The sequence below is a fragment of the Streptomyces sp. Act143 genome (assembly GCF_003143935.1).
In the GTDB taxonomy this organism is placed as follows: Bacteria; Actinomycetota; Actinomycetes; order Streptomycetales; family Streptomycetaceae; genus Streptomyces.
Genome location: NZ_QFRX01000001.1, coordinates 8,032,333 through 8,044,812, shown reverse-complemented (window position 1 = coordinate 8,044,812; position 12,480 = coordinate 8,032,333). Strand labels below are relative to the sequence as shown.

The following is a 12,480-nucleotide window of genomic DNA, read 5'->3' as shown; positions in this document are numbered from 1 at the left end:
CCCTGGGGAGGCAGCGATGCCGGTCGGCTCACCCGAGGGGCACGAAGACGCGGGCATGTCCGTCGGCTCACCCGAGAGGCACGGGAACGCCGACGCACCCACCGGCTCACCCGAGAGGCACGGGAACGCCGGCGCATCCACCGGCTCACCCGAGAGGCACGGGAACGCCGGCGCATCCACCGGCTCACCCGAGAGGCACGGGAACGCCGACGCACCCACCGGCTCACTCAAGAGACGCGGGAACACGGGTGCGTCCACCGGCTCACTCGAGGAGCCTCAGCGCGAGGTGGCGTGCGTTGGTCCGGCGTCCGGGGCCTTGCTGGTTGTCGGGGACGTCATCACGGATGTCGTCGCCCGGCATCGGGGGCCGCTCGCGGCGCGGACGGACACGGTCGCGGCGATCCGGACGCTGCCCGGTGGGGCCGGTGCCAACGTGGCCTGCTGGGCGGCACATTGGGGCGGCGGCGAGGTCCGGCTGCTCGGCCGGGTGGGCACGGAGGGGGCAGCCTGGCACGAGCGGGAGCTGACGGCATGCGGGGTGCGGCCCCGGCTCGTCGTCGACCCGGAGGCGCCGACCGGCACGGTGATCTGCCTCGTCGACACCGATGCCGCCGCCGAACGGACGCTGCTCACGGACAGCGGGGCCTCCCTGCGGCTCGATGCGGACGACTGGTCGGACGCGCTGCTCGACGGGGTGGCTCGGCTGCACCTGTCGGGTTATCTGCTGTTCGCCGCGCCGAGCCGGGCGTTCGTGGCGGTGGCTCTGGAGGCGGCACGCGCGCGCGGAGTGCCGGTGAGCCTGGATCCGGCGTCGGCGGGGTTCCTCGACAAGCTGGGCGTCGACCGGTTCCTCACGCTCGTGGAGGGGATCGACATCCTCCTTCCCAGCCGCGACGAGGCGTACCTGCTCACGGGGTTGCCCGATGCGGAGGACGCGGCGGCCAAGCTCAGCCGTCATGTTCCGCTGGTGGTCGCCAAGCAGGGTTCGGACGGTGCGCTGGTGGCCCGCTCGGGCACCGTGTCCGCCCGTGTCCCCGCGGTCCCGGCCACTCCCACCGACACGACGGGGGCCGGCGACGCGTTCACCGGCGCGTTCCTCGCCGCCCTCCTCACCGGTGCCGAAGCGGAGGACGCGGCGCGGGAAGGGTGCCGGGCGGGGGCGAGAGCGGTCGAGGCGGTGGGAGGCAGGCCGCCGGCGGAGCGACGATCCGGACCCAGCACCGGCGGAACGTCACCTCATGGGCAGGGGTGGGCGCCGCGGTAGTCGGGTGGCCGGGCCTCGCGCCCCCTCCTCCGCCCGACTCCCCTATGCCTTCCGCCCCCACGCCGAGATCATCGGTGCCGTCGCCAGGTCCATCGCGCCCGACGCGACGTTCGCCAGGTGTCGGTCGATCTCCTCGTCCGTGGCCAGGCCCGCCGTGACGAGGTCGGTGCGGACCTGCCGGATCGTGGCGGATTCCAGGGCCGCGCAGGCGGGTGAGGTGAGCGGGAAGTAGGCGTCGGCCTCCACCCGGCACAGACCGGCCTCCCGCAGGAGGCGCGGGAGTCGGCGGCCGTAGGAGAGGTCGGCGCCGCGGTCGGCGAGGAGTCGGCGGAAGCCGGTGCGCAGCCGGTTCGCCAACTGCTCGGCGGGACCGTGTTCGTCGGGGCAGGTCAGGGGCTGCAGGGCGGGGTCGGCGTCCTCGACCAGCAGCCGTCCGCCGGGCCGCAGGGACTCGATCATCGACCGCAACGCCCGCTCCCGGTCCAGCACATGGACCAGCACGAGCCTCGCGTGCACCAGGTCGAAGCCCTCGCCCGGCGGCTCCTCCGCTCCGACGTCGTGGACCCGCACCTCCACCGGCGGCCGGGCGGCCGGGGCGATCCGGGAGGTGTCGATGTCGGTCGCGACGACCCGCCCGGTCGGCCCCACCTTCTTGGCCAGCCAGGACACCACGGACGCGCCGCCGGCGCCGACCTCCCAGCAGCGCCAGCCGGGTCCGATGCCGAATCCTTCGAGGTGCCGGAACGTCGTGGGGTCGAAGAGGGAGGCGAAGGCGTCGAAACGCTCTCCGGCCTCGGTCTGCCGGTTGTCGAGGAGATACCCATCGGTTCGCATCATGTCGCGATCATCCCAGTTGTCCCGCTTGTCCACGATGGTCGACGCTCCGATGCGACAGTGCGGCGGTCCGGCTCCAGGAGTGGGGGCGGGGGTGGGGTACCCGAGCACCCCGCACCATCTTTCCAGCCCGTCGTCCACAGGCGGGAACAAAGCGGAACGCCCTGCTCCCACAGGCTTGCTCGCGTCTCACGCAAGGCTGGCACACTGGCACGCCAGGGCGCAGCAATGCGACGAGCGGGCATCCATGCAAGGAGATCCAGATGTCCATGGCAGGGAATCTGCGGAAGGTCACGAGCCTCGGCAGGGTCGGCGGTCTCCGCAGGGTGGCGAGGCTGGCCCGGCGCCGACCGCGCGTCGACCTGAGTCATCCCGCCCGGTCACCCCTGGGCTCCTCGGTGGTGAACTGCGTGTCCTACCGGGACGGGGCCCGGGTGCCGGGCGGCGGTGACCTGGTCGACACCGTGGAGCAGGTGCGCAAGCACGGGGACGGTTTCGTCTGGCTCGGTCTCCACGAGCCGACGGACCAGGAGTTCGCGGGCATCGCGGAGCTCTTCGAACTGCACCCGCTGGCGGTGGAGGACGCGATCGAGGCGCACCAGCGTCCGAAGCTGGAGCGGTACGACGAGACACTGTTCGCGGTGTTCAAGACGGTCTGCTACGTGGAGCACGAGGAACTCACGGCGACGAGCGAGGTGGTGAACACCGGCGAGATCATGGTCTTCGTCGGCGAGGACTTCGTGATCACCGTGCGCCACGGGATGCATGGCTCACTGGGCCCGTTGCGCGAAGAGCTGGAGGCCGACCCACAGCAGCTCACCAAGGGGCCGGCCGCGGTACTGCACGCGATCGCGGACCACGTCGTCGACGACTACCTGAGCGTCACCGACGCGGTCCAGGGCGACATCGACCAGGTCGAGACAGACGTCTTCTCCCAGGACGGCGCACGGACCGACCCGGGCCGCATCTACCAGCTCAAGCGGGAACTCCTCGAACTGAAGCGGGCCGTGGTGCCGCTCGCCCGCCCGATCGAGGAGCTGTCCACCCGGCCGATCCGGGTGGTCGGCTCGGAGATACAGACCTACTTCCGTGACGTCTCCGACCATCTGCTGCGCGCCAAGGAGCAGATCGCCGCCTTCGACGAACTCCTCAACTCGATCCTTCAGGCACACCTAGCCCAGGTGACCGTCGCGCAGAACGAGGACATGCGGAAGATCACGGCCTGGGCGGCGATCGTCGCCGTGCCGACGATGGTCTGCGGGGTGTACGGCATGAACTTCGAGCACATGCCGGAACTGCACTGGACGTTCGGATATCCGATGGTCCTCGGTGTCATATCCGTGGCGTGCCTGGTGCTGTACCGCGGGTTCCGGCGCAACGGCTGGCTCTGAGGAGCACCGGGACGACGACGGCGTCGGTCAGCGCGTGGTGCTCTTCGCGTAGACGCTCTCCGCCCAGGCCGCGATCTGGTCCTCCGTCAGGTGGTGGGCCAGGTCGGCCTCGCTGATCATGCCGACCAGGCGCTTGTTCTCGATGACGGGGAGTCGGCGGATCTGGTGGTCCTGCATCTCCCGGAGCACGTCGCCGACATCGGCGCCCGCGTCGATCCAGCGGGGTGTCCCCTGGGCCATCTCACCGGCGGTGACCTTGGCGGGGTCGTGGCCCATGGCCACGCAGCCGACGACGATGTCACGGTCGGTGAGGATGCCGCAGAGCCGTTCGTTCGCGTCGCTGATGGGCAGGGCTCCGACGTTGAGCTCGCGCATCAGCTGGGCGGCGCGGTCCAGGGTCTCGTGTGCGGGGATCCACTGGGCGCCGCGGTGCATGATGTCTCCGGCGGTGGTCATGAAGTACCTCCCGGTGCCGGACGGCCGGCGCGGAGCAGGAGGCACCGCTAGTCCCGGCGCCGTTCATTCTCGCCGCCGCACGGACCCGGCGCACCCGGAACCCGTGACGACGCCGCGCCCCGATGCCGCACCGGCTTGAGCCAGGACCGGCCGGCCGGTCCTGGCTCAAGCAGAGAAGCCCACGATCCTCCGCGGCACGATGCGGATGATCACGCGGGTCTCGTCCTCCTTCTCGGCGGGCGGGTCGATGCCGAGGTACTTGTGCGCGAGGTCGTGCGGGAGGCGCTTGTCCGGGTCGGGGAGGATCTCGGCGGTGCCGCGGATCTCTACCGAGGTGTAGGGGTTGGCCAAGTCGTAGACAGAGACGCTGATACGAGGGTCGCGGCGGAGGTTGCGCACCTTCTGGCGGTTGTCGACGGAGGAGAAGAGGACGGTGTCGCCCTCGCGTTTGATCCAGACCACAGAGTTCTGCGGGGCGCCGTCGGGGCCGAGGGTGGCGACGCTGGCGAAGTTCTTGCCGTCGAGGAGGGCGCGGACGGAGTCGTCGAAAGAGAGGTGAGCGCTCGTGGAAGTCGTCATGGGGCCCAGCGTAGTTACATGCACGCGCATATAAAAGTGATTTGATGGATCTTCTCAAAATGAATGGCCGGGGCCCCCGTCAGCCCCGCCACGCCGGATGCCGGGGATCGTCGGCACGCACCAGGACGTCGGCGGTGCCCGCCGGGTCGGTCTCGCGCTCGTAGCGCTCGAAGGCCTCCAGGGTCCACTGCTCGGCCTCGGGGGTGCGTCGGCGCAGGGCGCCCGGGGAGAGGAGGACGTGGACGGTCAGGTCGAAGGGGAACCAGTGGCGCAGCAGGAGCGGACCGTGCAGCAACAGCAAGCTGCCGGGCGGGAGTTGGACGTAGGGGCTGCGGGTGGCGCGGTCGGTGTCGGGGTCCCAGAGGTCGGGCAGGACACGGCCGTCGCCGCCCGGTTCCAGGGGGCCGAAGACCTCGCGCCACAGGGCGCCGGTGTCGAACCAGCCGTCGTAATACGCCTCCACGTCCTGGTGGCCGTACTCGAAGCGGAGCGAGGCGGGGCGCAGGAAGCCCCGGGTGCCGACGACGAGGGAAGAGCGACCTCGTATGCGGAGCGCCTCCGCGACTCGTTCGGCGAGATCCTGCGGGCGGGCCGCCGGGGCGCCGTCGAAGGCGATGCGCGGCCAGGGGCCGCCGTCGGCCGGCTTCAGGTCGAGAAGGCGGTCGGCGAGGAGGTCGCCGAGCCGGTCCCAGGTGATCGCTTCGAGTCGCACACGGCCCATCATGCGTCAACCGACGGCCGGGACGCGTTCCGGTCGGGAGAGGGAAGGGCGATGAGCGGGTGCGTCGAGACAGGCAGGCGGCGTCCAGGAAACGGGGTCGCGGTGGACAGGCGGCGTCCAGGAAACGGGGTCACGGTAGGCAGACGGCGTCCAGGAAACGGGGTCGCAGTAGACAGGCGGCGTCCAGGGGGTGGGGTCGAGGTGGGTGGGCGGTGGTTCGTGGTCCGGTCGTGGGAATGAATGTTGTATGGCCCATCTGGCAACTCCCCAGCACCGCGCCGGACTTCTCGTCGTGCAGCCTCTCAAGCGGAAGCAGTGTGCCGAATGCCGGCGCGGGCCACTGGCGATGCTGGTCCTGGAGGACGGAGCCCCGCGGTGTCTGGACTGCGCCGACCTCGGCCACCTGGTGTTCCTGCCGCGCGGGGACACCGCGCTGACACGCAGATCGCGGGAGGAGAGTGCGCTGTCGGCGGTGGTCGTACGGTTCAACCGGCGCAAGGGGCGGTACGAACGGCAGGGCGTCCTCGCCGAGGAGGCGGCGCTGGTCCGGGCGGAGGCGCGGTGCCTGGCGGATGCCGAGGCGCGGCGGCGCCGCCGGGCGCGGGACGCTCGGCGGCGGGCGGTCGAGGACGTGCGGTTCACGGCGGCGTTCGCGGCCGAGATCCGGCGGCTGTTTCCGCATTGTCCGGAAGAGCGGGCCCTGGGGATCGCCGCGCACGCGTCGATGCGGGGAAGCGGGCGGGTGGGGCGGAGTGCGGCGGGGCGGGCGTTGTCGGAGGGGGCTGTCGTCTCGGCGGTGGTGGCGTCGGTACGACATCTGGACACGCCGTACGACCAGTTGCTGATGAGTGGGGTCCCTCGGCATGAGGCTCGGCGGAGGATCTCGGTGGCGGTGGAGGGAGTACTGGGTGGGTGGCGGACGGTCGGGGCGGACACGGAGGCCGGCGTTGGCTGAGGGCGGGGGCTACCGTCCTCATCACAGCCACAGCCACAGCCACAGCCATCACCCTCACCGCAAACAGAGCTATAGCCAACACCACAGGCATGACAACAGGCCCGACCGCCAACCCGACCACCGCACCCGCTGCCCTCACCCCACCCGGCGTTTTCGCACAGCAGGACATGTCACCGAGCTCGGAGGGCGGTGTTGGTCGGCTTCCGGGAAGGCTCTCCTGGACGTCTGCGTATGCACCTGCGCCGATCGGCCATGGTGACGCTTCCCGTACGGGAATTCACTTGTGGTGACGGTTGGTGCCGGGCAGGATCTCGGCTCGATGCGGGAGTTGACGTTGAGATGATCCATGGACCGTACTTCGTACTCACGGTGCTGGGCGTGCTGGGGACCGGTCTGGTGGCCGGGGCGTTCTGCGCGTTCTCGACCTTCGTGATGAAGGGGCTCGCCGCGTTGCCGCCGGCGCAAGGGGTCGCGGCGATGAAGGCGATCAACGTGACCGCGTTGCGGCCGGCGTTCATGCTCGTGTTCGTCGGCTCGGCGGTGCTGTGCGCGGTGCTGGCGGTGGTGACGTTCGTGCTGTTGCCCGACGACGGCACGGTCGAACTGCTGCTGGGCAGTGCGCTGTATCTGGTCGGCTCCTTCGGCGTGACGATGGTGGCGAACGTGCCGCGCAACGACGCTCTGCTCAAGCTGGACGCCGGTACCCCCGAAGCGGCCGCGTACTGGCCGACATACATACGCGAGTGGACGATGTGGAACCACGTCCGCATGATCGCCTCCGGTGCGGCGGCGGTGGCGTACGTACTGGCCCTCACCTAGCCTGCTCCCTCGGTCCCCGGCCCTCCCGAGCCCTTCGGGAAAGCGCTGTCCCACACACTCTGCGGGTGTGGCCGAGCGGACGTATCGTGGCCGAAAGAGTGCCGCCCGATGACGCACGGCCCGTCGACGTCGACGCAAGGAAGACGGCCATGGCCGATCCCAAGGGATTCATGACCACCCCCCGTCAGGACTGGCCCCGTCGGCCCGTGGAGGAGCGGGTCCGGGACTGGGACGAGGTGTATGTCGCCGGGGCGCTGCTGCCCATCATCGACAAGCAGGCCGACCGGTGCATGGACTGCGGCGTACCGTTCTGCCACGAAGCCTGCCCGCTCGGAAACCTCATCCCCGAATGGAACGACCTCGTCAGCCGCGACGACTGGCGGGCCGCCGCCGACCGGCTGCATGCCACCAACAATTTCCCCGAGTTCACCGGTCGGTTGTGTCCGGCCCCCTGCGAGGCAGGGTGCGTGCTCGCCATCAACCAGCCCGCGGTCACCATCAAGAACGTCGAGGCCGCCATCGCCGACCAGGCCTGGGAGCTCGGTTTCGCGCCACCCCGGCCGCCCGACCGGCTGTCCGGTCGGACCGTCGCCGTCATCGGGTCGGGCCCGACGGGACTGGCGGCGGCACAGCAGTTGACGCGGGCGGGTCACACGGTCGCCGTGTTCGAGAAGGACGACCGGCTCGGCGGACTGATGCGTTACGGCATCCCCGAGTTCAAGATGGAGAAGCACCATCTGGAGCGCCGCATCGAGCAGATGCGGGCCGAGGGGACGAAGTTCCGTACGTCCACGGCGGTCGGGCGGGACATCGGGGCGGCGGAGCTACGGGCGCGGTACGACGCGGTCGTGATCGCCACCGGGGCGACGGCGTGGCGTGAACTGGACGTGCCAGGGCGGGAGTTGACGGGGATATACCAGGCCATGGAGTATCTGCCGCTGGCCAACCGGGTGTGCCAGGGCGACCTGGAGGTCTCCCCCATGTCCGCCGCCGGGAAGCACGTCGTCATCGTCGGCGGCGGCGACACGGGGGCCGACTGTCTGGGGACCGCGGTCCGCGAAGGCGCCGCGTCCGTCACGCAGTTGGACATCTACGCCCAGCCGGGCACCGAACGCGACGAGGACACCGAGCCCTGGCCGACGTACCCGAGGATCTACCGGCTCTCCGCCGCGCACGAGGAGGCCGGTGCGCTGCGGACCGCTCCGGCGGCGGACGCGGACGCGCGGCTGTTCGCGGCGTCCACGCTCCGGTTCACCGGTGACGCCGACGGGCATGTGCGTTCGCTGCACCTGGTCGAGGTCGATGCGGAGCGGCGGCCGGTGTCGGGAACCGGACGGACGCTCCCCGCCGACCTCGTGCTGCTCGCCCTCGGCTTCTCCGGCCCCGACCGCGGCGACGGGCTCGTCGACCAGCTCGGGCTGGCGATGGAGCCGCGCGGCACGATCGCGCGGGACGCCGGGTTCGCGACGAGCGCCCCCGGCGTGTTCGCCGCGGGGGACGCCGCGCGGGGGCAGTCGCTGATCGTGTGGGCGATCGCGGAGGGGCGGGCGGTGGCGGCGGCGGTCGACCGGCACCTGACGGGAAGTTCGCAACTGCCGGCACCCATCGGCCCGCACGACCGCCCCATGACCGTCTGACCGGCCCAGACCCGCTCATCACGACCGCCCCATGACCATCCGACCGGCCCAGACCTGCTCATCACGACCGGTCCATGACCATCCGACCGGACTCACACCCACTCATCACGACCGGCCCGTGACCGTCTCACCCGGCTCCGCCACGCTCGTCACGACCGGCCCGTGACCGTCTCACCTGGCTCCGCCACGCTCGTCACGACCGGCCCATGACGTCTCACCCGGCTCAGCCACGCTCGTCCGTGCCCGCGACCTTCTTCGTCGCCAAGGCCACCCTGTTCCAGGTGTTGATCGCGAAGATCAGCGCCAGCACCTGCGCCAGTTCCTTCTCGTCGAAGTGGGCCGCGGCCTGCGCGTACACCTCGTCCGGGACTCCGGCGTCGGCGACCAGCGTCACCGCCTCGGTCAGGGCCAGCGCCGCCTGCTCCTTCTCCGTGAAGAAGTGCCGGGCCTCGCGCCATACCGCGACCATGTGCAGCCGGTCCTCGCTCTCGCCCGCCTTGCGGGCGTCGTTGGTGTGCATGTGGAGGCAGTAGGCGCAGTGGTTGAGGTGCGAGGCGCGGATCTGGATCAGCTCGACCAGGGTCGGGTCGAGGCCCTCACGAGCGGCGGCGTCGAAGCCGATGAGGGCGCGGAAGACCTTCGGGGCGGACTTGGCGAAGTTCAGCCGAGGCGTCTCGGAGGTGTTCGGGCGCACCGTCTCGGAGGCGTTCGGTCGGGTCGTCACGGGGGCAGCGATCGTGTTCGCGTTCGTCGTCATGCCGTCGAATCTACGGCCAGGAAAGACCGGCTGTAGGGTGCAATTCCATGGCGAATGCGTGGGTCAATTCCGCGGAGCGGATCGGCTCCGATCTGCATCTGGAGCTGGAGCTCAGCAGGCCGGGGCCGGGCAGCAGGCGGGCCGCTCTCTGCGATGCGCTGCGGGAGGCCGTACGGAGCGGTCGGCTCGCCCCCGGCACCCCGCTGCCGCCCTACCGTTCGCTCGCCGCCGACCTCGGCGTGGCCCGCAACACGGTGGCGGACGCGTACGCCGAACTCGTCGCGGAGGGCTGGCTCACGGCGCGCCAGGGTTCGGGAACCCGGGTGGCGGAGCGGACCGAGGCGTTGCGCCCGGGGCACGCGCGCGTACCCACGAGAGCCGGGAAGACGCCGCCACGCGCGCGAGGGCCGCGGCACGATCTGCGGCAGGGCACCCCGGACGCGTCGACCTTCCCCCGTGCGCCATGGCTCGCGTCCTACCGGCGGGCCCTCCAGCAGGCGCCCAACGAGGTCTTCGGGCCCGGTGACCCCGCCGGGCGCGTGGAGCTGCGGGAGGCGCTCGCGGCGTATCTGGCACGCGCACGTGGCGTACGGACCGAGCCGGGACGGATCGTGATCTGCTCCGGCTTCGCACACGCCCTGAGGCTGCTCTTCCTGGGCTCCCCTGAGCGGGTGCTGCGGGGTCCGCTCGCCGTGGAGGCGTACGGACTCCCCTTCCACCGTGCGCTGCTCGCGGACGCCGGCGTGCGGACCGTACCGCTGCCGATCGACGAACACGGCGCCGACGTCGGGCGGTTGGCGCGCGAGCGGGCCGTACTGCTCACACCGGCGCACCAGTTCCCGACCGGCGGGCCCCTGCACGCCGAGCGGCGGGCCGCCGTCGTCGACTGGGCACGCGCGCGGGACGCGGTGGTACTGGAGGACGACTACGACGGGGAGTTCCGTTACGACCGCAAGCCCGTCGGGGCGGTCCAGGGGCTCGATCCGGAGCGGGTGATCTACATCGGCTCGGTGAGCAAGAGCCTGTCGCCCGCGGTGCGGCTGGGGTGGATGGTGCTGCCGGAGCGGTACGTCGACGGCGTGCTCGCGGCGAAGGGCGAACGGGAGGCCTGGGCGAGCGTCCTCGACCAACTGGCGCTCGCCGACTTCCTCTCCTCCGGGGCGTACGACCGTCATGTGCGGCGGATGCGGCAGCGGTACCGCGGCCGACGGGACCGCCTGGTCGCGGCGCTCGCCGCGCACGCGCCGCACATCGAGGTCACCGGCATCGCGGCCGGGCTGCACGCGGTACTGAGGCTGCCGCCCGGCACCGAGCGGTCAGCCGTCAAGGCCGCCGTGTGGCAGGGCATCGCGCTCGACGGGCTGGCGGAGTTCCGGCATCCGGACGCCTCGGTGGAGGACACGGCGGTCCGGGACGGGCTGGTGGTCGGGTACGCGACACCCGCCGAGCACGCGTACGGGACGGCGCTGGAGGCACTGTGCACGGCGCTGCCGCCGGGCGCCGCGCCGGGCACCGGTGCTCCTGTCTTCGGATGAGCCCGCCGCCCCGCGGCTCCCGCGCGAGGACGAGACGAGGATCGTTTCGGCTGGACCAGGTGCCGCGAGCCCTGTCCTACCACCTTCGGATTTCTTCTGCCGCCTGTCCGAAAAGTGGCTTACGGGCTCCATGGGTCGGAACAGCGGCGGGATCCTCGGGACAGGAGGCGTGCCACGGCCGTCTCCGATCCGGCCGATCCGATCAGTCCGGTCGGCCGGTCCGGTCGGCCGGTCGGTCCGGCAGAGGCTCGCCCCATCCTTCGTTCCGCCGTCAGGCGCAGGGCCACCCCCGCGCGTCCCCCCTGTTGGCGGTCGGTCCTGGAGGATGTGCGATGACGACGCTCGACGAACGTCACGTAGAACACCGAACAGTCATCGCTGGCGGGCCAGTTCGCCTCCGTGCTGGACGTGCGCGGCTGGCGGGACTTCCGTACGGCGGTACGGACCGTGCTCGACTCCGCGCGCCGGCCCGACGGGTCCACGGCGCCCATGGCGGTGCTCGTGCAGCCCATGTTGACCACGCGAGTCGGCGGAGTGATGTTCGGGGCCGATCCCGTCGCGGGGCGGACCGGCCGGGTGCTGGTCAGCGCGGTGCGCGGCGGTCCGGACAGCCTGGCCGGCGGGGAACAGGCCGGGACGGACTACTGGTTGAGCAGGCGCGGCCGACTGCTGCGGACGGAACGACCGGAGCAGCCGGAACAACCGGAACGACCGGAACGACCAGAACCCCGGGAGCCGTCAGAGGCTGAGGCCCCGCGCCGCGTCGAGCACCTCGCGCGGACCGGTGAGTTGCTCACCCGCTCCCAGTTGTTCCGGTTGGCGTGGCTCGCGCGGCGGGCCCGACGGGTGTTCGGCGGGCCGCAGGACATCGAGTTCGGCTTCGGCGAGGGCGGGCGGCTGTGGCTGTTCCGGAGCCGCCCGATCACCGCGATGGCGGCGCGACCGCCGCGCGGGGCATGGCTGCTCTGGCCCGGGCCGGTCGCCGAGACGCTGCCGGAGCAGTTGGAGCAGTTGGAGCCGCTGGAGCCGCTGAAGGAGGACCTGTGGGTGGCCCCCATGGCCCGGGGACTCGCCGCCGCCCTGGACATCGGGGGCAGCGCGCCGCGCCGACTGCTGCGGGACGGTACCCGTGGTGACCTCGGTCGGCGGACGGGCCGCGGCGTCCTCCCCCGCCGGATACCGGGCGCTGGCCGCCATGGGCATCACCACGGTCGTCGACCTGCGCGCCGAGGACCTGAGCGCGGCGCAGCTCGCCGAGCCGGGCAGGGCGGGATTGGATGTCGTACGTCTGCCCGCCCGGGACGGGCAGACCCCGACGCCCGGACAGGTGCGGACGTTCCTCGACACCGTCGCCCGCGCGTCAGGACCGGTGTTCGTGCGCTGCGGCGCGGGAGTCGGCCGTACGGGGACCATGGCGGCGGCGTACCTGGTGCAGACCGGCTAGGAGTCGTCCGCCCAGGCGGTCCGGCGCAATCGCGCGGTCGGACCGCCTTCCATCGAGCAGATCCACTACGGCCTGAACCTCAGCCCCG

12 protein-coding genes and 1 pseudogene are annotated in these 12,480 nt (G+C 71.6%); 8 read left to right on the top strand and 5 right to left on the bottom strand.

Annotated features, from left to right (window positions below; all coding sequences use genetic code 11):
* Positions 1-286 precede the first annotated feature (286 nt).
* On the top strand, positions 287-1,264 hold the full coding sequence (locus tag DI272_RS36725) for a carbohydrate kinase family protein (protein ID WP_109499488.1): 978 nt from the start codon (positions 287-289) through the stop codon (positions 1,262-1,264).
* Between the two features lie 42 nt (positions 1,265-1,306).
* Here the strand turns inward: DI272_RS36725 and DI272_RS36720 are convergent, their stop codons facing one another.
* On the bottom strand, positions 1,307-2,101 hold the full coding sequence (locus tag DI272_RS36720; RefSeq protein WP_109499487.1) for a methyltransferase: 795 nt from the start codon (positions 2,099-2,101) through the stop codon (positions 1,307-1,309).
* Between the two features lie 260 nt (positions 2,102-2,361).
* Between DI272_RS36720 and corA the strand changes: the two genes are divergently transcribed.
* A complete protein-coding gene (gene corA, locus DI272_RS36715) occupies positions 2,362-3,489 on the top strand; it encodes a magnesium/cobalt transporter CorA (RefSeq protein ID WP_109499486.1) in 1,128 nt (375 codons plus the stop codon).
* A 27-nt stretch (positions 3,490-3,516) separates the two neighbouring features.
* Here corA and DI272_RS36710 read toward each other — a convergent pair whose 3' ends face one another.
* The 3 genes from DI272_RS36710 to DI272_RS36700 all read right to left on the bottom strand — a co-directional run bounded on the left by DI272_RS36710 (position 3,517) and on the right by DI272_RS36700 (position 5,245).
* Positions 3,517-3,945: a CBS domain-containing protein gene (locus tag DI272_RS36710; RefSeq protein ID WP_109499485.1), complete on the bottom strand. Its 429-nt coding sequence runs from the start codon at positions 3,943-3,945 to the stop codon at positions 3,517-3,519.
* A 165-nt stretch (positions 3,946-4,110) separates the two neighbouring features.
* Positions 4,111-4,524, bottom strand: a complete 414-nt coding sequence (locus DI272_RS36705; protein ID WP_109499484.1) for a PPOX class F420-dependent oxidoreductase — start codon at positions 4,522-4,524, stop codon at positions 4,111-4,113.
* Between the two features lie 79 nt (positions 4,525-4,603).
* The gene (locus DI272_RS36700) at positions 4,604-5,245 is read right to left on the bottom strand and encodes a uridine kinase (RefSeq protein WP_109501240.1); all 642 of its coding nucleotides are present in this window, start codon (positions 5,243-5,245) and stop codon (positions 4,604-4,606) included.
* Positions 5,246-5,492: 247 nt separating this feature from the next.
* Here DI272_RS36700 and DI272_RS36695 point away from each other — a divergent pair, with 247 nt between their 5' ends.
* The 3 genes from DI272_RS36695 to DI272_RS36685 all read left to right on the top strand — a co-directional run bounded on the left by DI272_RS36695 (position 5,493) and on the right by DI272_RS36685 (position 8,656).
* Positions 5,493-6,200: a DUF2293 domain-containing protein gene (locus DI272_RS36695; RefSeq protein ID WP_109499482.1), complete on the top strand. Its 708-nt coding sequence runs from the start codon at positions 5,493-5,495 to the stop codon at positions 6,198-6,200.
* 339 nt (positions 6,201-6,539) lie between these two features.
* Positions 6,540-7,019: a DUF1772 domain-containing protein gene (locus DI272_RS36690; RefSeq protein WP_109499481.1), complete on the top strand. Its 480-nt coding sequence runs from the start codon at positions 6,540-6,542 to the stop codon at positions 7,017-7,019.
* Positions 7,020-7,168: 149 nt separating this feature from the next.
* Positions 7,169-8,656 carry a glutamate synthase subunit beta gene (locus tag DI272_RS36685; RefSeq protein WP_109499480.1) on the top strand — a complete coding sequence of 496 codons (1,488 nt, stop codon included), beginning with the start codon at positions 7,169-7,171 and terminating at the stop codon, positions 8,654-8,656.
* A gap of 223 nt (positions 8,657-8,879) precedes the next feature.
* On the opposite strand, the gene DI272_RS36680 is transcribed toward DI272_RS36685, so the two are convergent.
* Positions 8,880-9,413 (bottom strand): carboxymuconolactone decarboxylase family protein, encoded by a 534-nt coding sequence (locus tag DI272_RS36680; protein WP_258314785.1) that lies wholly within the window; start codon positions 9,411-9,413, stop codon positions 8,880-8,882.
* A gap of 47 nt (positions 9,414-9,460) precedes the next feature.
* On the opposite strand from DI272_RS36680, the gene DI272_RS36675 reads away from it, so the two are divergent.
* The 3 genes and pseudogenes from DI272_RS36675 to DI272_RS46090 all read left to right on the top strand — a co-directional run bounded on the left by DI272_RS36675 (position 9,461) and on the right by DI272_RS46090 (position 12,392).
* On the top strand, positions 9,461-10,948 hold the full coding sequence (locus DI272_RS36675; protein WP_109499479.1) for a PLP-dependent aminotransferase family protein: 1,488 nt from the start codon (positions 9,461-9,463) through the stop codon (positions 10,946-10,948).
* Positions 10,949-11,347: 399 nt separating this feature from the next.
* Positions 11,348-11,824, top strand: a pseudogene (locus tag DI272_RS45730) (PEP/pyruvate-binding domain-containing protein); the annotation flags it as partial.
* Between the two features lie 319 nt (positions 11,825-12,143).
* Positions 12,144-12,392, top strand: a complete 249-nt coding sequence (locus tag DI272_RS46090; protein ID WP_181387587.1) for a protein-tyrosine phosphatase family protein — start codon at positions 12,144-12,146, stop codon at positions 12,390-12,392.
* Positions 12,393-12,480 lie beyond the last annotated feature (88 nt).

Excerpts from the sequence above, each read along its gene's own strand:
- DI272_RS36700 (WP_109501240.1), bottom strand. The coding sequence starts at position 5,245 with ATGGGCCGTGTGCGACTCGAAGCGATCACCTGGGACCGGCTCGGCGAC.
- DI272_RS36690 (WP_109499481.1), top strand. The coding sequence starts at position 6,540 with ATGATCCATGGACCGTACTTCGTACTCACGGTGCTGGGCGTGCTGGGG.
- DI272_RS36710 (WP_109499485.1), bottom strand. The coding sequence starts at position 3,945 with ATGACCACCGCCGGAGACATCATGCACCGCGGCGCCCAGTGGATCCCC.
- corA (WP_109499486.1), top strand. The coding sequence starts at position 2,362 with ATGTCCATGGCAGGGAATCTGCGGAAGGTCACGAGCCTCGGCAGGGTC.
- DI272_RS36720 (WP_109499487.1), bottom strand. The coding sequence starts at position 2,101 with ATGATGCGAACCGATGGGTATCTCCTCGACAACCGGCAGACCGAGGCC.
- DI272_RS36685 (WP_109499480.1), top strand. The coding sequence starts at position 7,169 with ATGGCCGATCCCAAGGGATTCATGACCACCCCCCGTCAGGACTGGCCC.
- DI272_RS46090 (WP_181387587.1), top strand. The coding sequence starts at position 12,144 with ATGGGCATCACCACGGTCGTCGACCTGCGCGCCGAGGACCTGAGCGCG.
- DI272_RS36705 (WP_109499484.1), bottom strand. The coding sequence starts at position 4,524 with ATGACGACTTCCACGAGCGCTCACCTCTCTTTCGACGACTCCGTCCGC.
- DI272_RS36680 (WP_258314785.1), bottom strand. The coding sequence starts at position 9,413 with ATGACGACGAACGCGAACACGATCGCTGCCCCCGTGACGACCCGACCG.
- DI272_RS36695 (WP_109499482.1), top strand. The coding sequence starts at position 5,493 with ATGGCCCATCTGGCAACTCCCCAGCACCGCGCCGGACTTCTCGTCGTG.
- DI272_RS36675 (WP_109499479.1), top strand. The coding sequence starts at position 9,461 with ATGGCGAATGCGTGGGTCAATTCCGCGGAGCGGATCGGCTCCGATCTG.